The organism is Sphingomonas sp. AC522 (assembly GCF_979258125.1).
Genome location: NZ_OZ409836.1, coordinates 1930389 through 1949097, shown reverse-complemented (window position 1 = coordinate 1949097; position 18709 = coordinate 1930389). Strand labels below are relative to the sequence as shown.

22 protein-coding genes are annotated in these 18709 nt (G+C 64.1%); 4 read left to right on the top strand and 18 right to left on the bottom strand.

Annotated elements, in window-relative coordinates; genetic code table 11:
- Nucleotides 1-50 precede the first annotated feature (50 nt).
- The 3 genes from ACZZZM_RS09630 to ACZZZM_RS09620 all read right to left on the bottom strand — a co-directional run bounded on the left by ACZZZM_RS09630 (nt 51) and on the right by ACZZZM_RS09620 (nt 1507).
- Complete coding sequence (locus tag ACZZZM_RS09630; RefSeq protein ID WP_463594883.1) at nt 51-947, bottom strand: hypothetical protein; 897 nt, start codon at nt 945-947, stop codon at nt 51-53.
- A 222-nt stretch (nt 948-1169) separates the two neighbouring features.
- Nucleotides 1170-1358, bottom strand: coding sequence for a hypothetical protein (locus ACZZZM_RS09625; protein ID WP_463596417.1), 189 nt, complete (start codon nt 1356-1358; stop codon nt 1170-1172).
- Entirely contained in the window at nt 1358-1507 is a 150-nt protein-coding gene (locus ACZZZM_RS09620; RefSeq protein WP_463594882.1) for a hypothetical protein, read from the bottom strand. Before ACZZZM_RS09620 ends, ACZZZM_RS09625 begins: the two co-directional genes overlap by 1 nt.
- Here ACZZZM_RS09620 and ACZZZM_RS09615 point away from each other — a divergent pair.
- Complete coding sequence (locus tag ACZZZM_RS09615) at nt 1506-2225, top strand: DUF3800 domain-containing protein (protein ID WP_463594881.1); 720 nt, start codon at nt 1506-1508, stop codon at nt 2223-2225. The genes ACZZZM_RS09620 and ACZZZM_RS09615 overlap by 2 nt on opposite strands.
- A gap of 132 nt (nt 2226-2357) precedes the next feature.
- Here the strand turns inward: ACZZZM_RS09615 and ACZZZM_RS09610 are convergent, their stop codons facing one another.
- The 5 genes from ACZZZM_RS09610 to ACZZZM_RS09590 form a co-directional block, all read right to left on the bottom strand.
- The gene (locus ACZZZM_RS09610) at nt 2358-3323 is read right to left on the bottom strand and encodes an IS1595 family transposase (protein ID WP_463594880.1); all 966 of its coding nucleotides are present in this window, start codon (nt 3321-3323) and stop codon (nt 2358-2360) included.
- A gap of 27 nt (nt 3324-3350) precedes the next feature.
- Nucleotides 3351-3818 (bottom strand): hypothetical protein, encoded by a 468-nt coding sequence (locus ACZZZM_RS09605; RefSeq protein ID WP_463594879.1) that lies wholly within the window; start codon nt 3816-3818, stop codon nt 3351-3353.
- Nucleotides 3819-3871: 53 nt separating this feature from the next.
- A complete protein-coding gene (locus ACZZZM_RS09600; RefSeq protein ID WP_463594878.1) occupies nt 3872-4135 on the bottom strand; it encodes a hypothetical protein in 264 nt (87 codons plus the stop codon).
- 106 nt (nt 4136-4241) lie between these two features.
- Nucleotides 4242-4730 carry a hypothetical protein gene (locus ACZZZM_RS09595; protein ID WP_463594877.1) on the bottom strand — a complete coding sequence of 163 codons (489 nt, stop codon included), beginning with the start codon at nt 4728-4730 and terminating at the stop codon, nt 4242-4244.
- Nucleotides 4731-4758: 28 nt separating this feature from the next.
- Entirely contained in the window at nt 4759-5307 is a 549-nt protein-coding gene (locus ACZZZM_RS09590; protein ID WP_463594876.1) for a hypothetical protein, read from the bottom strand.
- A gap of 133 nt (nt 5308-5440) precedes the next feature.
- Between ACZZZM_RS09590 and ACZZZM_RS09585 the strand changes: the two genes are divergently transcribed.
- Both ACZZZM_RS09585 and ACZZZM_RS09580 read left to right on the top strand, forming a co-directional pair.
- Nucleotides 5441-5947: a DUF1993 domain-containing protein gene (locus ACZZZM_RS09585; RefSeq protein ID WP_463594875.1), complete on the top strand. Its 507-nt coding sequence runs from the start codon at nt 5441-5443 to the stop codon at nt 5945-5947.
- Nucleotides 5947-6807, top strand: coding sequence for a 2-dehydropantoate 2-reductase (locus ACZZZM_RS09580; protein ID WP_463594874.1), 861 nt, complete (start codon nt 5947-5949; stop codon nt 6805-6807). The genes ACZZZM_RS09585 and ACZZZM_RS09580 overlap by 1 nt, the downstream gene beginning before the upstream one ends.
- Here the strand turns inward: ACZZZM_RS09580 and ACZZZM_RS09575 are convergent.
- The 6 genes from ACZZZM_RS09575 to ACZZZM_RS09550 are packed head-to-tail and all read right to left on the bottom strand — an operon-like array spanning nt 6804 to nt 12103.
- Complete coding sequence (locus ACZZZM_RS09575) at nt 6804-7421, bottom strand: ATP-binding cassette domain-containing protein (RefSeq protein WP_463594873.1); 618 nt, start codon at nt 7419-7421, stop codon at nt 6804-6806. The genes ACZZZM_RS09580 and ACZZZM_RS09575 overlap by 4 nt on opposite strands.
- The gene (gene modB / locus ACZZZM_RS09570; protein WP_463594872.1) at nt 7411-8100 is read right to left on the bottom strand and encodes a molybdate ABC transporter permease subunit; all 690 of its coding nucleotides are present in this window, start codon (nt 8098-8100) and stop codon (nt 7411-7413) included. The genes ACZZZM_RS09575 and modB overlap by 11 nt, the downstream gene beginning before the upstream one ends.
- Entirely contained in the window at nt 8100-8846 is a 747-nt protein-coding gene (modA, locus tag ACZZZM_RS09565; RefSeq protein ID WP_463596416.1) for a molybdate ABC transporter substrate-binding protein, read from the bottom strand. Before modA ends, modB begins: the two co-directional genes overlap by 1 nt.
- Before the next feature lie 14 nt (nt 8847-8860).
- Nucleotides 8861-10654: a hypothetical protein gene (locus tag ACZZZM_RS09560; protein ID WP_463594871.1), complete on the bottom strand. Its 1794-nt coding sequence runs from the start codon at nt 10652-10654 to the stop codon at nt 8861-8863.
- Complete coding sequence (locus tag ACZZZM_RS09555) at nt 10651-11421, bottom strand: PP2C family serine/threonine-protein phosphatase (RefSeq protein ID WP_463594870.1); 771 nt, start codon at nt 11419-11421, stop codon at nt 10651-10653. Before ACZZZM_RS09555 ends, ACZZZM_RS09560 begins: the two co-directional genes overlap by 4 nt.
- 4 nt (nt 11422-11425) lie before the next feature.
- Nucleotides 11426-12103 carry a vWA domain-containing protein gene (locus ACZZZM_RS09550; protein ID WP_463594869.1) on the bottom strand — a complete coding sequence of 226 codons (678 nt, stop codon included), beginning with the start codon at nt 12101-12103 and terminating at the stop codon, nt 11426-11428.
- Between the two features lie 149 nt (nt 12104-12252).
- On the opposite strand from ACZZZM_RS09550, the gene ACZZZM_RS09545 reads away from it, so the two are divergent.
- The gene (locus tag ACZZZM_RS09545; RefSeq protein ID WP_463594868.1) at nt 12253-12828 is read left to right on the top strand and encodes a hypothetical protein; all 576 of its coding nucleotides are present in this window, start codon (nt 12253-12255) and stop codon (nt 12826-12828) included.
- Nucleotides 12829-12840: 12 nt separating this feature from the next.
- Here ACZZZM_RS09545 and ACZZZM_RS09540 read toward each other — a convergent pair whose 3' ends face one another.
- The 4 genes from ACZZZM_RS09540 to lepA all read right to left on the bottom strand — a co-directional run bounded on the left by ACZZZM_RS09540 (nt 12841) and on the right by lepA (nt 18525).
- Nucleotides 12841-15399 (bottom strand): HWE histidine kinase domain-containing protein, encoded by a 2559-nt coding sequence (locus ACZZZM_RS09540; protein ID WP_463594867.1) that lies wholly within the window; start codon nt 15397-15399, stop codon nt 12841-12843.
- Nucleotides 15400-15939: a biliverdin-producing heme oxygenase gene (locus ACZZZM_RS09535; protein WP_463594866.1), complete on the bottom strand. Its 540-nt coding sequence runs from the start codon at nt 15937-15939 to the stop codon at nt 15400-15402.
- 152 nt (nt 15940-16091) lie between these two features.
- The gene (locus ACZZZM_RS09530; RefSeq protein WP_463594865.1) at nt 16092-16631 is read right to left on the bottom strand and encodes a hypothetical protein; all 540 of its coding nucleotides are present in this window, start codon (nt 16629-16631) and stop codon (nt 16092-16094) included.
- A gap of 100 nt (nt 16632-16731) precedes the next feature.
- Nucleotides 16732-18525, bottom strand: a complete 1794-nt coding sequence (lepA, locus tag ACZZZM_RS09525; protein ID WP_463594864.1) for a translation elongation factor 4 — start codon at nt 18523-18525, stop codon at nt 16732-16734.
- Nucleotides 18526-18709: the final 184 nt, after the last annotated feature.

Sequence of the window (18709 nt, the reverse complement as noted above, 5' to 3'; positions counted from 1 at the left end):
CCGCCGTCCGGGATACCGGGCGGCGGCTTTCTCTTTGCGGTTAGGTCCGCTCAGCCGTCCGAATTCTCATCCTCGGGCTTGTCGCCCTTGAGCACCGCGAGCGCTTCCTTCGCCTTCCCCGCATCGATCAGGTCGATCGTCTTGCGCGCGACATTCTCCTGCGTGCGATGGTGAGGTTCGAATGCGATCGGCTGGAGCAGGCTGCGCGCCGATGTGCCGTCGCCATCTTCGAGCATCTGCCGGGCGAGCGCGACGCGGATCGACGGATTCTCCGGCGACAGGACGTGCGCGCGTGACAAGCCCTTGACCGCGCCAGCGCTGGGCTTGGCCTTCGCCGCGATGAAGCTCTGATAATATAGATAGAGCGGCAGCGCCGCATTGGGCTGGAGCCGGTTCGCCTTGAGGAGCCAGGCGCGCGCCGCCGTCCACACCGCAGGATCGGTCGCCTTGGCCTCGATCGCATCATGAAGCGCCACCCTGCCCTTATAGATCAGCGCGCCCGCGAGATCGGGCTTGAGCACAAGCGCTGCGTCCGCCGCGCTGTCGGCCCGGTCATAACGCCTCGCCACGAACTCGGCCTCGGCAAGCTGGAGCTGGACGATGGCATCCTGAGGATATTTCTCGGCGATCTTGCGGGCACTCAGCGCATGACCGAGCTGGCCGTGCTTGCTCACGCCATTGGTCGAGCGCGCATGAATCTCGATCATCGCAGCTTCGCCCTTGGAAAGCTGACGCAGCTTGACCTCTACCGGCTTGTCGGGCGGCGGGATGCGGAACGGGGCGGCAAGAAGCCCGCGGCCATAGGAAATCACTTCCTCGTAAAGCGACTTGGGATCTCCAAAGGCCTTGGTCGCGGCATCCAAGCTGGTCGCACCGCGGTTCATCGCCGAGAGATAGACCGCCAACTGGCCTTTGCGCTGCGGGTGAAGGACGAGATAATGCGTCATCAGCCAGCCACGGGCGTAGATCAGGTCTGGCCGGCTGCCATAGCCGTTCTTCTCGGGCTCGAAGAATTGCCGGAATGACAGGGTGCCGCCGCTCTTCAGAGCCTCGCCGCGATAATTGGCCGGCAGCCCCAGCGTCAGCGAGGAATCGGGATTGAAGGTGACGTTGGCGTTGAACTCGGCAAAACCCTCGGCAAACCAATGGCGATTACGTATTTGACAAACCTAGCGCGTACTTGACATCGGCAGGTCCACTTTAACGGCATGTGTTTGGATCGGGGTGAGCAGGAAGGTGGCGGCACTCGCGATACCGAGCGCGCCCCACACGTACTTACGCTGGCGGATATCCACCACCGCGCGCGCGATGCAGTAAATGGCGGCGACAAACGCGGCGACGCTCCAAAGCAGGAACATCACTCCGGCTTCTCCACCGGCTTATGCCTCACCAGCTTCTTCATCCGCTCGTCAAAGCGAGCCTCGTCGTCGTCCGTCTCAAGCTCGCGCGCGGCTTGCTTGAACTTGTCGAGTTGACTCTGCGCGCAGTTGTCAGATGTTGCGGTCATGTGGTTCGCCTACATTGATGAGTCGAAAGACAGCGGAAAATTCTACATCTACACCGCCCTGATCATTAAGGGCGATTTGTGGACCGACACCTTTGGCAAGGTTAAGGATTTCCGCCGCCAGCTTCGCGACGAACACGGCATCTATATAGCCCAGGAACTTCATGCTTGGAAGTTCGCGGCGGGGAAAGGCCAGATCGCGGATCATCCGATCTTGAAACCAGAGAGAGCGGAAATTTTCCGCAAGGTGCTCCGCTTCATAGCGAACAGCAAGCGCTTCAATGTGATGAGCAGCTGCAACACAAACGAGCATTACGCCTTCGAGCGCCTTATGAATCGCCTGAACCGCACCGCGCAGGCGAAGAAGGAAAATGTGCTGCTTTTCTTCGATCAAGGCGAAGAGGCGGAAATGACCCGGCGAATTCGCCGGATGCGCGTTCACAATCCGATCCCCAGCCGCTTTGGCAGATGGATAGGGACGAACAAGGCCATGAAAAGTATCCCCCTGTCGAACTGCGTGGAGGATCCAATTTTCAAGGATTCCAAGGCGTCGTTCTTTATTCAGCTCGCTGATTTTTGTGCCTACGCCTTGCTTCGCATGGAGCGACCAATCGCCAGCAGAACCGTCCTTGGATACGACACCATGTACGAGGAATTGAAGCCTTGCAGCCGCCGCGTCACTAATGTTGCGGACCCGCGTGGAATGGGCATCATCCGATAAAAAAGGTGCCAGACCTACCCCGGCCTTCACCGGATCAGACTGGCACCCTCTGCTAGCATAGATCGCCTGCGGAATCAACCCTTCCGCATGAATGCGAATAGGTATTGCCGCCCCTTTCGAGGCACACCGAAATCAGGCGCTTTGGCCGTCAGTTGTTTTGTACGTGAGCCGCTTGCCGACGATGCCCATAAGCGCGTTGTTGGCGCGCTGGCGATCATCAACGCCGTGCGCGGTGCGGTTGTTGTAGCGGAACTCGAACTCGCTCAGATAGCGGTGCAGATGCTGCTCGCCGCAATGCTGGTAAACGCCCTTCATGCCGCGCTTGAAGATGCTGAAATAGCCTTCCACGGTGTTGCTGTGGATCGTGCGGTCAGTGAGGTTCACATACTCACCGCGACCGTGGCTGGTCGTGCCGTGGCCCGCGAAATGATCCTTGAGGAAGCGATAGCCGCTGTGTTCGTCGGTCATGATGCGCGCTTCGCGAGCCACGTTCTCAAGCACAATCGGCATGAGGGTCGCGGCGTTAACGTTGTCCACTACCATCGTGCGAGCGCGGCCCGTCTCGCGGTCCACGAGCGCCAGAACCTTCATCTTGTGGTGGAACGCGCGCTTCTTCTCAGTGCCCTTGAGGCGACCGATGAAGGTTTCGTCCACTTCGACAACGCCGCCGTTGCCACCAAACGGAGCAAGGTCGCCAGAGCGCATAGCTTCACGAATACGGTGCGAGAGGAACCACGCCGAATTGTACTGGATTTCGAGGATGCGGCTGAGCTGGTGCGAGCTGATGCCCTTCTTGCTCGACATCACGAGGTGAACGGCCTGGAGCATCTTGTGGAGCGGGAGCTTCGCGTCCTCAAATACGGTGCCAACCTTGACCGTGAACTGCTTGCGGCACTCGCCACACTTCTTGAGGCCGTGGCGGATAGCGCCTTCCGGGTTCTTCTTGCTCGGCTTACCGCGAACGCCCGCCAGATCGTACATGCGACCGTCCACAACGCCACAGTGCGGGCAGACCTTGCCGTCCGCCCAGATCAGGCCTTCGAGATACGCGAAGGCTGCGGCTTCGTCGTGAAAGCGGGGCTGGGAAAGAACGGACATAACGGCATTGCTCCTATGCCGTAATATCTACGCTTTCCTATTGGGTTTGTCAAATACGTAATCGCCAAACCAATAGGGGTAAGCCAGCGGATAATTCGAGAACATGAAATGATGGCCATATTCGTGGAGCAGCACGGTCTGCGAACTCCACGAGCCCGGCTTTGCCTTGCGATCGACATCGGGCATGTGCGCCGTGAAGATCACCGGACCGGCGATCTGCGACTGATAATATCCCACGACGGTGCCGAACCGTTCGACGGGAAGCGCAAAGATGCGGACCGGCACTGCGTGGCGGTCGGGATCGTCCGCGACATTGTAAAGCAGGCGCAACGCCATATCGAACCGCTCAAGCCGGGTCGCAAAGTCCCGCGCCCCCGCCTCATTCTCATCGACATAGATCTGAAAGTGATTGGTGCGCGCTTCGAACCACTCGGCATGCGCGGGCGCCGACACCGACAGAGCTAGCGCCGCCAACCGCTTGAGAAACCGCTGCATTCTCAATCCCCCTGCCCGGCAGACTAGCCGGAAAATCCAGGAGGGCAATTGCTTCAGTCTTCGCCCATCTTCCACACCGCGCTGAGATAATCCTCCGCGGCCCGCCGCAGCGCTGCGTCTTTCTCGAATGCTTCGGCCGGCAACGGCGCGAAGCCCAGCGCGTCCATCAGCGTCCACAAGGCGAATTTTCGGCCGGAATCGCGTTCGGTACGGAAGTCGATTTCGAGGCGATGCCGGCCGTCCTCCAGCGCGCCCTCCGTGACCTGCTCGAGATCAGCGGTGCCGAAATAATGGTGGAGGAGCGCGTCGAAATCCATGCGGGCTTTTGGCCTGCCGTCACAATTTCCGAAAGGGGCATCTTGTTCGGGCACGAAACGCCGCCCGGCGGCGGATCGGCGGGCGGCGCTGATCGTCATGACGCGATTACTTCTTGCCGCTGGCCTTGTCGCCGCCATCCCACAGCTTCATGCCCTTGGCCTTCTTGGCGAAAGCAGCACGGTCCGATGGCGAGACCTGCGCCCTGCCGGACATGACACCCATCCCGATCGCACAGCGCACGAAATAGGTTTCGCCGGCTTCGAGCTCCATGTTCAGCCGGTCGGTTGCCTCGCCGGTCGTGTAATAGAGATGCTTGCCGGGCTCGGCGAGATGCACCCAATATTTGCCCGAGCCGAGGCGAGCCACTTCGGCCTCGGCAATGCCTTCGCCTTCGCGGACGGTGCAACCGAGCGCGGCGCCCATCAGCGTGCCGGGCCGCCAGAAGATCACCTGTGCCTTGTCCGCCGGGGCCTCGCCGATCGCACCTGATTTGGTGACCAGCGGTGCCTCGGCAGTGGTCGCCTCCTGCGCCAACGCAGGCCCGGCGATGCCGACAGCCATAAGAGCGGTGGCGATTGCGATTGTCTTCCTCATGGTTTCCCCCTCCTGAAAATGGTTCGAACTAGTTCGCCTGGGCAATCGGCGTGTCCGCCGCGACGATCGCATTGCCACGATATCCGGCGGCGATGATCTTTTCCCCGCCCTTCACCAAAAAGCCGGCAAAGGGCACGACCATGCTTACGCCCAGCGCGCCCTCGCGCGCATCGGTGCCGATGCCCCGGTCGCGAAAACGGCGCAGCGGTATCCGCGCGCCGTTCAATTCGAGGCAGCGCGCGGCGACGATCAGCTCGCCTGCCTTGCCCGCCCCGCCCGCCTTTGCGGCATGGACGATCTGGCCGAAGCCCTGCGTGCCCGCGGGCACGACGGTCTGCCCATCAATCATAACTGGCACGGTCACACGAATGGCGAAGAATTCATCGATTTTGCTGGTCTTCGAGCTGAGCGGTGCCACGAATTCGAACTCGACCGCCGTCCCGGCCGGGAGCACCGAATGCGCCTGCCCGACGGACGCGACGGTGCCAGCGCAAGGCGCGCTTTGTGCCCATGCCTCGCCCGCAGGCGTGGCGAGCACAACCGCAGCGCCGGCAAGCGCGCGAATCAACCAGGTCATAGGAACCCCTCCCCGTGGCGTGAGGTGTCACGCCCTCCCCGTGGCGTGAAGTGTCACGCATCCAAATATCCGAGACAAGGGACTTCTCGGCCTGCCCTCGACTTGCCGCGCCTATGCCCGTACCTCCTGCGGCATGACCACAGAACTCTATGACATCTCCGTCCCCGTCTTCCTGCGCGGCTTCGCGGCAATGGCGGCTTTTCTCGACAAGGGCCGCGCCTGGGCGGACGAGCACGGCATGCCGCACGAAGAGTTGCTGAATGCGCGCCTCTATGCAGACATGGCGCCGCTGACTGGCCAGGTTCAGCGCGTCAGCGACGGCGCCAAGCTTGCCACGGCGCGGCTGGCTGGGATCGAAGGGCCGGCGATGCCGGACACGGAAACAAGCTTTGCCGAGCTTCAGGCGCGCATCGCGGCGACGGTCACGTTTCTCAAATCGGTTCCGCGCGAGCAGATCGATGGGCGCGAGGATGCCGAGATCGTGCTCAAGCTGCCCAGCAACGAACTGCGCTTTACCGGGCGCAGCTATGTTACCGGCTTCGCGCTGCCCAACTTCTATTTCCACGTAACCACGGCTTACGCGCTGCTGCGGATGAAGGGTGTGCCGGTAGGCAAGCGGGATTATCTGGGCGGGATTTGATGGCGCGGATAGCAGTTATCGGCGCCGGCGCGATCGGCGGCACGCTGGCGGCCTGGCTGGCGCAGGCACATGACGTGACGGTCTGCGCACGGACGCCGCTCAGCGACTTGGAGGTCGAGCGCGAAGACGGGACGATCCGCGCCACGCCGCTGGTGTTGACCGATCCGGCGGATGCGAGGCCAGTCGATTGGGTGCTGTGCACGACCAAGACTTATGATTGCGATTCCGCGGCGGTGTGGCTGCCTGGGCTGATGGGCACGGAGACGCGGCTGGCGGTGATCCAGAATGGTGTCGAGCAACGCGAGCGCTTTCCGATGGTCGCCCGAGAGCGCACCGTTCCGGTGATCATCGATCTTCCCGCCGAGCGGACTGCGCCGGGCCGGCTGGTCCAGCGCCGCGACGGCACGATCCTGGTGCCTGACGATGCCAATGGCGAGGCGCTTGTCGCCCTGTTTGCGGGGACGGTGATCGACGCTCAGACCACGCCCGATTTCACGACGGCGGCGTGGCGCAAGCTGGCGATCAATTGCTCGGGAATCGTCAGTGCGCTGACGCTGCGTGCGGCCGAAGTTGCCAATGACGAGGGCGTGGCAGAGGTGATGCGCGGGCTCGTTCGCGAATGCATCGCCGTCGGCCGCATGGAGGGGGCCGACTTGCCCGACAAGCTCGCCGACCAGGTCGTCAAATGGACGCGGATGGCGCATCCGGATTCGATCAATTCGCTCCAGGCTGACCGGATGGCAGGCCGCCGGATGGAGCTGGAAGCGCGCAATGGCGTGATCGTGCGGCTTGGCGAGAAACACGGGATCGCCACGCCGCTCAACAAGGCGTTGGCGGCGATCCTGGCGGCTTCCGCCTAGATCTCGACAATCCGCGTCCCCAGCCGCGCCGCCTCCTCGCGGTCGTGTGTCACCATCAGGATCGGCAGGCTTAGCGAATCCCGCAGCCGCTCCAGCAACGCCATGATTTCCTCGCGTCGGGCGCGATCCAGCGAGGAGAGCGGCTCGTCGAGCAACAGGAACGCCGGGTCCGACAGCAAGGCGCGGCCGATCGCCACGCGCCGGGCCTCGCCGCCCGAAAGCGTGCGCGGCCAGCGATCGAGCAGGTGCGCGATACCCAGCAAGGCGATCGTATCGTCCACGTCGAGGCCCGCATCCTTGCGCCCGTAGAGCAGATTGGCGCGGACGCGCAGATGTGGGAACAGCCGCGGCTCCTGGAATACATAGCCTGCGCGCCGCCGCTCGACAGGAAGACTACCGTAATTCCACGGCTCCGAGTCTTCATCGAACAGCGTCACTCCGGCGACGCGGATATGGCCGTAGTCTGGCTCCATTAGGCCTGCGACCATATTCAGCACGCTGGTCTTGCCCGCACCCGAAGGCCCGAACAGCACGGTGATACCCTCGACCGGTTCGATGCGGCAGCGGAGTTCGACGTCGCCGAGCATCTTGATGATGTCCACGTCAAAGGACATGCAGCCCCCTGCCCGCGCGGCGCGCGACAAGTTCGGAAATGATCAGGGCAGCGAGCGACAGCAGCACCGAGATCGCCGCAAGCCGCAGCACCATCGCCTCGCCATCAGGCGTCTGGAGCGCGGCGTAGATGGCGAGCGGCAGCGTCTCGGTTTCGCCGGGGACGTTCGAGACGAAGGTGATCGTCGCGCCGAATTCACCCAATCCGCGCGCGAAGCCGAGCACCACGCCTGCGATCACGCCTGGCATGGCAAGCGGCAGCGTGATCGTGCGGAACACGCGCCATTTGCTCGCCCCGAGCGTGCGCCCGGCCTGTTCGAGCCTTTGGTCGACGGCCTCGATCGACAGCCGCATTGCGCGGACCATCAGCGGCAGCGCCATCACTCCGGCGGCAAGCGCGGCACCGGTCCAGCGGAAGAGCACGCTCACCCCGAACCAGGCCTCCAGCCACGCGCCGACCGGCCCATCGGGCGCGAAGGCTAGAAGCAACAGCCAGCCGGTCACCACAGGGGGAACGACGAGCGGCAAATGGATCAGCCCATCGACAAGGACCTTGCCCGGAAAGCGGACGCGGGCGAGGAGATAGGCCAGCGCGAATGCCAGCGGCAGACACGCCAATACCGCCACGCCGCCGACCTTGAGCGACAGCGCGACAATGCCCCATTCCTCCGGCGTCGGCATCACAGCGCGATGAAGCCGAAGCGCTGGAAGATCGCCTTGCCGGCGGCGCTTATCAGGAAGCGGCGGAATGGTTCCGCGTCGGGGCTCGTCGAGGCTTTCAGCCGGGCGAGCGGGTAACGGATCGGGGGATGGGCGTTGGCTGGGATGGTGCCGATCAATTGGGTGCGCTTGGCAGCGCGCGCATCGGTCGCGTAGACGATGCCGTGATGCGCGGCGCCGCGCTCGACCAGCGCCAGCGCCGCCCGTACGCTTTCGGCGCGCACCAGCCGCGGCTCGACCGAACGCCATGCCCCCGCGCGCTCGATGGCGGCCCGGGCATAGCGCCCCGCCGGCACGGAATCTGGATCGGCGATGGCGATGCGGCCCTGGGAAAGCAGATCGGCGAGGGTCGGATTTGGCGGAAACGCATAACGGCCGCGCAGGCCCTTCGTCTCGACGATCACCAGCCGGTTGCCAAGGAACGCCACGCGGCTGCCCGGCACGATCCGTCCGCGCCGCTCGACATGGTCCATCCAGGCCTCATCGGCGGAGATGAACAGATCGGCCTTGGCGCCCGCCGCGATCTGGCGCGCCAGTGCCGAGGATGCTGCGAAGGAACAGACCGGGCGCGCATTCCCCTTCGCAGCCCAGGCGTGGGCGGCGGCGCTCATCGCTTCCTGCAGGCTCGCGGCCGCCAGCACCAGCGGCGCGCGCGCGGCGGCCACCGCCCTCCCGGCGACGGCTGTCGCGCCGAGACCGCCCAGCATCAAACGCCGCGTGATCACGCGCCGCGGCCGCCAATCGCGAAATCGTCGAGTGTCGAGAGGCGCTCGATGGCCGCCCGTCGGCGGCAAGGCGCTGGCAGCACTTCACCGATGCAGGCGAGACGCCGCGCCTCCCACGCACGATGCCCGGATTTCAAATGCCTGCGAGCAGCCGGACCCGACCGTCCGAGCAGCTCACGATACCGCGCGTTTATCTGGCGTTCGCTCACCTCGACCATCGTTTCGGTGCAGATCTTGCCATCGCGGCATTCGATGGGCGCTACCACCGCGTCCCGTTCGATCAACGCACTCTCCTCGACAAAGCCGGACATGCCCTGGGCGCCGGTTACGAGGAGCCAGCGAACGCCGCCCGCAGAGATAGCCGACCCAGTCCCCAACAGCTCTTCGTCCCGGCCCAGGCTTGCCATCGGCATGTATTTCTCGCCCGGGCCCTCGCGCAATGCCGTACTTTGGCCGCCCGCCGGCGGCAGGATCAGATAGTCGCGTGGCTGGTCGAGAGGCGTGACTGCACCGCCGAAATTTGCCTGCGCCATGGCAGGAGCAGCATGGGCCTCGCGCGCCGTCATCTGTTGCCAGATCTGATCGGAGACGAATGCGAACCCGGCGAACAGCGCGAGCGCCATCGAGCCGTGAAAGGCGAGCTTCGCTAGCGACCTGCCCATCCCCGGCGTTCGTGCACGATAAGGATAGCTGCCAGCGTGGGAGACCATGCGCGCCGGACGCGCCACTGGTGGCGGGGGCAGTTTTCGGCGCGGCTGGACCGCCCGGCGCGGCGCGGCGCGCACCACGTCGATCCGTGCCTCATGCCCGCAAAACCCGCAGCCCGCGCCGAAATGGACATGCTCGCCGGGGCGCGCCGCGCAGGGAGTCAGGCGCGCGACCAGTTCGTCGAGATGGTCGCGCCACTGCGCAGCGCTCGGCCGCTTCTGGGTGAGGAATGCCGCGTCGAACATCGCCCGCGTCGCCCGGCGGAACATGCGGTGGATGCTCGCCGTGCTGGCCGTCAGGCCGGGCCGTGGGGCGATCGCATATGGGTAGAGCCCCTCCATGATCCGCGTTTGCAGGTCGGTCGCTTTGCTCCCCGCCATCGTGCCGGCAAAGGGATGCACGCCGTTGTTGAGCAATTGGAAGATGATGGCCGCCAGCGCGAACAGGTCCTGATCGAGCCCCAACTCGCCCGGCTGCCGGTTCCAGCTCTCGGGCGCGATATATTCGTCGCTGAGTTGGAGCGCCCCCAGCCGGCCATTGCTCCCGGCGATGCTAAAGCCATCGGCATCGACCACCGCCATCCAGCTCACTTCGGGATAGAAGCGCAGATTGGCGGGCTTGAGATCGACCATATGGTGCCCGGCGCGGTGCAATTCGGCGAACACTGCGGCGAGATTGCGCGCGACGAGCACGCGGTAGCCGTAATATTCGCTGATCTTCTCCAGCTTGCGGCTGTTTTTCTGGAGCAAATTCACCAGGCTGGTCGATCGCGCGAAATCGATCTCGGGCATCAGAAAGCCGATGAAATCGCCGCTGCGATTGTGGAGCTTGGCTCGGGGCCAGGCGATCTGCGGATAATGCACGCCACCTCGCGCGGCCGGCAGCAAATCGGGCGGCTGGGCGAGCATCGCCTCGATCTTATCCTCGTAGCGCCGCGCCTCTTCGGGCGTGTGATACAGCTTCGCAGCAATCCCGGGCTGCTGCTCGACTGCATAGACCTTGCCCGAAGCGCCTTCGCCGAGCAGCTTGCCGAGCCGCAGCATCCGCCTCCCGCTGCCGCGACCGAGATAGACCTCGCTCACTGCGCCTGCGCCCAGATCAAGGTCTTGTCGTCACCAGTACGCGCGCGCACCGCCTCGCTGTCGAGCGTCGCCGTCAGCGCCTGCTCGCCTTCCTCGCGGCTGGCCTGCGCCAGGAAGCGCCCGATCGGCTCGAAAAAGGGCATGAACGGCTCCGCGCCGGCACCATTATGCTTGAGGCCGAGTTCGGTCACGCCATCGCTCATCACGAAGACCGTCTCGGCATCGGCGCCGATCCGCGTGAAGCGCAGCCGCTTGCGCCAGGCAGCGTCGGTGAAGAACCAAGTCGTATCGGCATATTCGCCGTTGCGCGGAGCGGAGAGCGTCCAGCCCTGCTTACCAAGGGCCAGCGCAGCGCCGTCGCCGATATGGAAGAACAGCCCCCCTTCCCCCGGCAGCATTACGGCGCCGACCAGAGTCGCGTGAAACGCCTCGATCCCGCAATCGCATTCGGCCGCGAGGGTGGCGGCAACCGCCCGCGCCGAGGCGACGCCCCGGCACACTGCCCGGCACGCAGCCAACAGCGCCGCACGGCCCGCCTTCGGCTCCCCAGCAGGCAGCGCCGCCAATGCCGTCGCGACGTGATCGCACAGCAATGCGGCCCCCTCGCCGCCAAACTGCGCCGAACCCGCGCCATCCGAAACCACGGCGATCAACAGCCCCTTGCGCGTCACTTCGACGCGGTGGCGGTCCTGGCATTTCCGCCCCGCAGACGCATGCGCCGAGCCCGTTACCGAGCTTCCCGCGATGCGCCAGGCGGGAGCTTCCATCGCCTCAGCTCCGCCCCGGGATCACGGCCCAATCGCTGGGCGCGGCCATCTGGATGTTTTCAGACGGGGCAGACTGCGATCCGGCACGCGCGCTGCGGCTGAGCCAAAGGAAGAATTCGCGGAACGCCAAGCCCTTGAGCGCCAGCGGCTGGCGCGGGCTGAACCGAGCCAGCTTGCCCATGTTCGCCTCACCCACGCCGACACAGAATACCGAGACGTGCCCCAATTCCTCGGCCGCGCGGCATTCATCGGCGGCGCTTTCCCAATCGGGATCGGTCGGCTCACCATCGGTGAGGATGAACAGCCAGGGCCGGTTATAGGGAATGCCGTGATCGCGATAACGGGCCTTCTCGGCCTCGATCTCGTCGAGCGCGCGGCGCACGCCCGCGCCCAGCGGCGTCGTCCCGTTGGCTTCGATCTCGGGGGCCTCGAATTCGATCGCGTCGACCCAGTCGGTCACTATTTCGACTTCGTGCGGGGCGCCGACACGCAGCACCAGGATGCGCACGCGCTGACGGGCGACATCGTCGGCCTTCAGATCGCTTTCGAGCAGCTTGAGCCCGTCGTTGAGCGAGCCAATGGCATTATGGTTGCCCATCGAAGTCGATCCATCGAGCACCACTACGCACGGCAGGCGCTGACTTGTATTCTCGGCAAGCGCCACGTCCGGGATCAAATTCACTCGCCCCTCCACTCGCGGAATCGGGTCCGCCCCGGCGCTGGTATGACGTAGTTTCCCCGAAAAGGGCAAGCAAGCAGCGCCGCGGCATTCGCCCCATTCGCGGACGGCGCTATCTCTCGGGAAAAACCCGTTCTATCAGGGCGCTAATCATGCACGACACCATCCAGCAAACCCCGCCCCTGGTGATCCTGGGCGCGCCCGAGGAAATCGATGTGGAGACGCTCGCTTTCTGCGCCAAGATTTCGCCGCATGCGCCCTTCTATGTCCCCGTCTCTCCCGCGGCGCATTCCAAGGTCGCTTATTGTTTCGACAATTCGGTGGCGCAGGCAGAGGCCCAGGGCGGCGAAGCTGCTTATGGCTGGGCGATCTGGCGCTGGCCAGGCCGCTGGTTCGAAGCCGAGCACCATGCGGTATGGCGGCGGCCCGACGGCAGCCTGCTCGACGTCACGCCCCAGCTTGGCGATCCGGAGCGCATCCTGTTCCTGCCCGATCCCGACGCGGTCTATGATCCGTCGACCTACCGCCGCAACGTGATGGGGGCCGATGCCGGCAATCCATTGGCGGCCGAATATATCGAACTCGTCCGCCGGCGCACCGACATCACCGACAAATATTGGTATCCTGGGGTCGAAGTCCTCCCGCTTTTCTCACCCGAGGACCAGGCGATGATCGCGCCGCTCGATGCCCGGATGACCCAGCTGCGCGCGGCGATGATGCGGGATTAAGCAAACCAGGCCCTAGCGCAGCAGCGCATCCAGCGCCCTGGCGACGTTTTCGAGCGTGTACGGCTTTTGCAGGATCACCCGGTGCGCATGCTTTTCCGGCAATTGCGCCTGCTCGCCATAGCCGGATGCGAACAGGAACGGGATGCCCAGTTCCGCGAGCCGATCCGCAATCGGATAGCTCGTGCGGTCGCCGAGATTGATATCGAGCATCGCGACGCTGGGGCCGAAATTCTCGATCGCATCCAGGCCGCCGTCGAGCGTCGCCGCGGTGACGATGTCGTCGGCGCCCAGGCGCGAAAGCACGTCTTCGGCGTCGAGCGCGATGATCAGGCTGTCTTCGACCAGCAGCGCGCGCTGATCGGCCAGCACCTGCTGCGGAGGCGGCGTTGGGTGGCCTACCGCCGGGCGCGGATATTTGATCACCGGCGTACGATCCTGCGGCGCATCGCTGACGTGGCGCGCCGGGATGCGGAATTGCGCGTGCACACCGTCAGGGGCGAAATCGATCTTGGCTTCACCGCCGAGATCATAGGGCACCGATCGCCCGATGATCGTGGTGCCGAAGCCCTTGCGGGTCGGCGCGCTGACCTTGGGCCCGCCCTGCTCACGCCAATCGAGCAGCAAGTCTCCAGCCTCGTCGCGCGACCAGCCGATATCCACCGACCCCTCGGCCGACAGGCTGCCATATTTGGCGGAATTGGTGACCAGCTCGTGGATCACCAAGGCCATGGTCGAATAAGCCTGTGGATTGAGCAGGACGAACTCGCCATCAGTGCGGATACGCTCGCCGCCATCTGCGAGGAAAGCGGCGGCTTCCGCATCGATCAGCGCCTGGATCGGTGCCGGACCCCAATGATCGTCGGTAATCTGATTATGCGCGCGGGCCAGTGCATGGATGCGGCCGTCGACCAGTTTGACGAAGCTGTCGATGCTATCGTCATGCGGCTTGGACTGGCGGATCAGCCCGCGGATCACCCCCAGGATGTTGCGGACGCGGTGGTTAAGCTCCGCGATCAACAATTCCTGCCGAGCATGCGCCTGCTGGCGCTGGGTGGTCGCCTCCTCGGCCAGCCGCAGCACGACTTCGATCAGTGTCGCCCGCAGGGTCTCGGCGACGCGCAGCTCGGACTGGGTGAATGCTTTGGCGCGCCCCTCGACCAGTTCCTTCCATTCGGCGAAGCTCTCGCGCGGCGTCAGGCGCGGCCCGTTCGGCCCATATTCGACCGGCTTGTGCGGATCGCCGCCCCAGCGCACCGAATGGATCATTTCCGAGCGGAACAGCACCACATAGTCGCGCGCCGTCCGCGACAGGGGAATGGCCAGCATCCCCGCTGCGGTCGACGCATATTGCCCCGCGCCCTCCACCACCGACGAGATCTGATCGGTGGCGTAGACCTGCCCGGTATCGGTGTCGTGGAGCTGCGCGACGATCTTGCGAAACCCGGCCGCGGGCGGCGTCTTGCCCGAAAGCGCGAGGCTGCCGTTGATCCATACGCCGACGCCGTCGGCGGGAATCGCAGTCATCAGAATATCGCCGAGCCAATCGGGATCATTGAGCAGGGTCTCGTCCGAAGCGACGGCGCCGAGCAGCTGATCCGAAATGTCGCGCGCGCGGCGCTCGAATTCCATCAGCTCCTTGCGCAACCGGCTCTCGAGCCGCATCGCGAACATCTGGGCGAACAGTTCGCACACCGAGCGCCGCTCGAAGCTTGGCGAAAGCGGCGCATAATGGTGGCAGGCAAACAGGCCCCAGAGCTGATCGTCGACGATGATCGAAATCGACATCGACGCCTGGACACCCATGTTCTTGAGATACTCGACATGGATGCGCGAGACCGAGCGCAGGATCGACAGCGAGAGATCGAGCGGCTGGCGCTGGCGGTGCGGCGCCGAGACGATGCCCACGGGCTCCGCCTCGACATCGGTGATCACGCGCAACAGATTGCGCTTGTAGAGCGCGCGCGCCTGGGCCGGGATATCGGTGGCGGGGTAATGCAGGCCCTTGAACCGGCCGATGCCGGGCTTGACGGCTTCGGCCGCGACTTCGCCAGAGCCATCCTCGGCGAAGCGATAGACCATGACGCGGTCGAACCCGGCGAGCCCCCGGATCAGCCGCGCGCCATCGTTGAGGAAATTCTCCAGCGTGTTGGCCTGATCGAGCCGGGCGATCATCGAGCGAACGGTGTTGGTCGCATCGCCATGCTCGTCGGACGCCGGCTCGGCCTCGATGACGATCTGACCGTCCGAGACGTGCAGCGCGATATCGAATTCGCCGAGATCGTCGCGCACGCGGCAGCCGAAGATGCGCTCCACGGCATCGTCGCCGCGCAGCATCGAGATGCGATTGCGGAAATTATGGACCGCTCGCCCGCCGATCAGCTCTTCTAGCGGCTTGCCGATAGCCTGGGCGGGTGTGACACCGACGAAATCGGCAAGGTTCGCCGAGGTGCGCTCGATCACCCATTTGTCGGAAACGACCAGCAGAAAGCCGATCGGCTGGATGGCTCCCAGCAGATGGATCGGCTCGCGGTCACAATTGGTAAGGTCGACAGGCTCAGATACGGTCGCCACTCAGTTCTTCTCCACTTCACGGCCTGCCGCCGCTTCGAAACATGCGAAGACCGAGCGGGCACCCTTCACGGCCTCGTCGATCGTTTCGGGAGACGATAGTTTCGCCTCCAGAACGGCTAGTAACGCGCGCCATGCGCCAGATGATCCCTGGGCGAGAAATCGCTTTGGAAATCCGTTACTTACCTGGTTGCGAAGCACCGCCCCGCCGAGCCGCGAGCCCTCGAGGACATAAGCACCACCGAGCATCGCCGCGGTGGTTTCGAACCCTGCGAAGTGCAATTCGGGGATATCGGTGCAGCCGAGATCGGCAAGATCGGCGCGGAGCGCATCGGCACGCCTGCGATCGCTCCAGTCCGGAATGGCTTGCGCGGCCCCTGCGGCATCGAGCGCACGCTCGACGGGGAGATGCGCCGCGGCCTGGCGCCGCAGGAAGCCGCGATAACCGTCAAGGCTCGACAGATCGTATCGGGAAAAGGCGGCGTCCACACGTTCGTGTTCCGGACGGGTGCCCTGGCGCAGGGCCGCGCGCACGGTCAGCATGCGGCGTATGCGTTCCTGCAATATCGTGCACGATTACTCACCGGTCGTGCATAAACGGAATAAGATAGACTGCAATCCCAATATGTTGCGGCTGATCTGCATCAAGCTACGGGTCCGCGGACGGGGCGGAATGAACCGCCCCGCCCCACGGCTTACTTGGCTTGGCTGGCGACGACCGCAGCGTCGAATTCGGCCTGGGTCATGCCCAGATAAAGGCCTTGGGGATTAGTACCGAGCCCGGTGATCGGCACGCTGACATCGCCCTTCGCCGAAGTCAGCGCGACATTGTCGCCATCGACCGATTTGACCGTGGCGATGACGGCGCCGTTCTTGCCATAGACCTGCGCACCGGCAGTCAGTTTGGCGCGGAGCTCCTGCTGCGACGAAGCGGCGGCCTTGGACGCGGCTTCGTCGAGCTGAGCCTTGGTCATGCCGAAGGTCGGACCCTTGGGGCTGGTGCCGAAGCTGGTCAGCGGAACGCTGGCGCGATTGGTGCCGGTAAAGACCACTGCCACGCCGGCATTGATGCTCTCGATCGTGCCGACTTCTGCGCCGGCATCGTCAAAAATAGTGTCGCCGACCTTGGCGGCGGTCGCGGGCTGCGCGGCGGGGGCCGGTGCGGTCTGCGCCTGCGCGGCCAGCGGAGCGACGGCGCTAAGCGAGGCGGCGGCAATCCATGCGAACTTCTTCATTCATGCGTCTCCTGATATGGAGAACAGCATGTAATCGCTCAGCATTTCCGTTCTCGTGCAGACACGATGGAGCGGGCAGCAGCCGGGACGAAGCGACAGATTATTCCTCGCCCATCCGCAACGCCGCAATAAATGCCTCCTGCGGAATGCTCACCGAGCCATATTCGCGCATCTTGGCCTTGCCCTTGCGCTGCTTCTCCAACAGCTTCTTCTTGCGGGTGGCGTCGCCGCCATAGCATTTCGCAGTCACGTCCTTGCGCATCGCGCTGATCGTCTCGCGGGCGATGACCTTGCCGCCGATCGCCGCCTGGATCGGGATTTTGAACAAATGGCGCGGGATCAGCTCCTTGAGCCGCTCGACCATGCCGCGCCCGCGCACTTCGGCGGTGGCGCGGTGGACGATCATGCTCAGTGCATCGACCGGCTCCTCGTTAACGAGGATACCCATCTTGACGAGGTCGCCGGGGCGGTGGCCGATCTGCTCGTAATCGAAGCTGGCATAGCCCTTGGACAGCGACTTGAGCCGGTCGTAGAAATCGAACACGACTTCGTTGAGCGGCAGCTCATAGGTCACCTGTGCGCGGCCGCCGACATAGGTCAGGTTCTTCTGGATGCCGCGGCGTTCCTGGCAGAGCTTGAGGATCGAGCCGAGATATTCGTCGGGAACGTAGATCACTGCCTGGATCCATGGTTCGCTGATCGACTCGATCTTGCTCGGGTCGGGCATGTCGGCAGGGTTGTGCAGTTCGATATGCCCGCCGCCATGCGTCAGTTCGATCTGATAGACGACGCTCGGCGCAGTCGTGATCAGGTCGAGATCATATTCGCGCGTCAGCCGCTCCTGAATGATCTCGAGATGGAGCAGCCCGAGAAAACCGCAGCGGAAACCGAAGCCAAGCGCCGCGCTGGTCTCCATCTCGAAGGAGAAGCTCGCGTCGTTGAGGCGCAGCTTGGAGATGCTCTCGCGAAGCTTCTCGAAGTCCGCGGCATCGACGGGGAACAGCCCGCAGAACACCACTGGCTGGACTTCCTTGAACCCTTCCAGTGCCTGCGCCGCGGGGCGCTTGGCATCGGTCAGCGTATCGCCGACGCGGGCCTGCGCCACTTCCTTGATCTGGGCGGTAATGAAGCCGATCTCGCCGGGACCAAGGTCGGCCAGTTGCTCGATCTTCGGGCGGAACGCGCCGACCCGATCGACCAGATGGGTCGTGCCCGCGGCCATGAACTTGACCTGCTGGCCCTTCCTGATCACCCCATCGATGACGCGGAGCAGAATGACGACGCCGAGATACGGATCGTACCAGCTATCGACCAGCATCGCCTTTAGCGGCGCATCGGGATCGCCCTTGGGCGCCGGAATCCGCTCGACGATGGCGTCGAGTATCTCTTCGATGCCGATGCCCGATTTGGCGCTGGCCAGCACGGCATTGGAAGCATCTAGCCCGATAATCTCCTCGATCTCGGCCTTGACCTTCTCCGGCTCGGCCGAGGGCAAATCGATCTTGTTGATCACCGAGATGATCTCGTGATCATGCTCGATCGACTGATAGACATTGGCCAGCGTCTGCGCCTCGACGCCCTGCGCTGCGTCAACCACCAGCAACGCGCCCTCGCACGCGGCCAGCGAGCGCGAGACTTCGTAGGCGAAATCGACATGGCCGGGCGTGTCCATCAGATTGAGGACATGGCCCTTCCAATCAAGGCGCACGGTTTGCGCCTTGATGGTGATGCCGCGCTCTTTCTCGATATCCATATTATCGAGAAGCTGCGCGCTCATCTCGCGCGCCTGCAGGCCGCCGGTGGTCTGGATCAGCCGATCGGCGAGCGTCGACTTGCCGTGGTCGATGTGCGCGATGATGCTGAAATTGCGGATGCGGGAAAGTTCGGTCGCCATATTGGCGCGCGCTTAGCAGGGTGAAAGGGGGATGCGAAGGGGGTGACGTCGCTCCCGCGCGCTGTGTCCTTGCGCCGCACCGCCTGAACATGGCGGATTTATCCAATCCCCCAATTGCAATCCACGAAATGGCTGGACGGCGTAACCTTACAGCCCAAGCATGAGCGACAATTCTTGCTTTCGT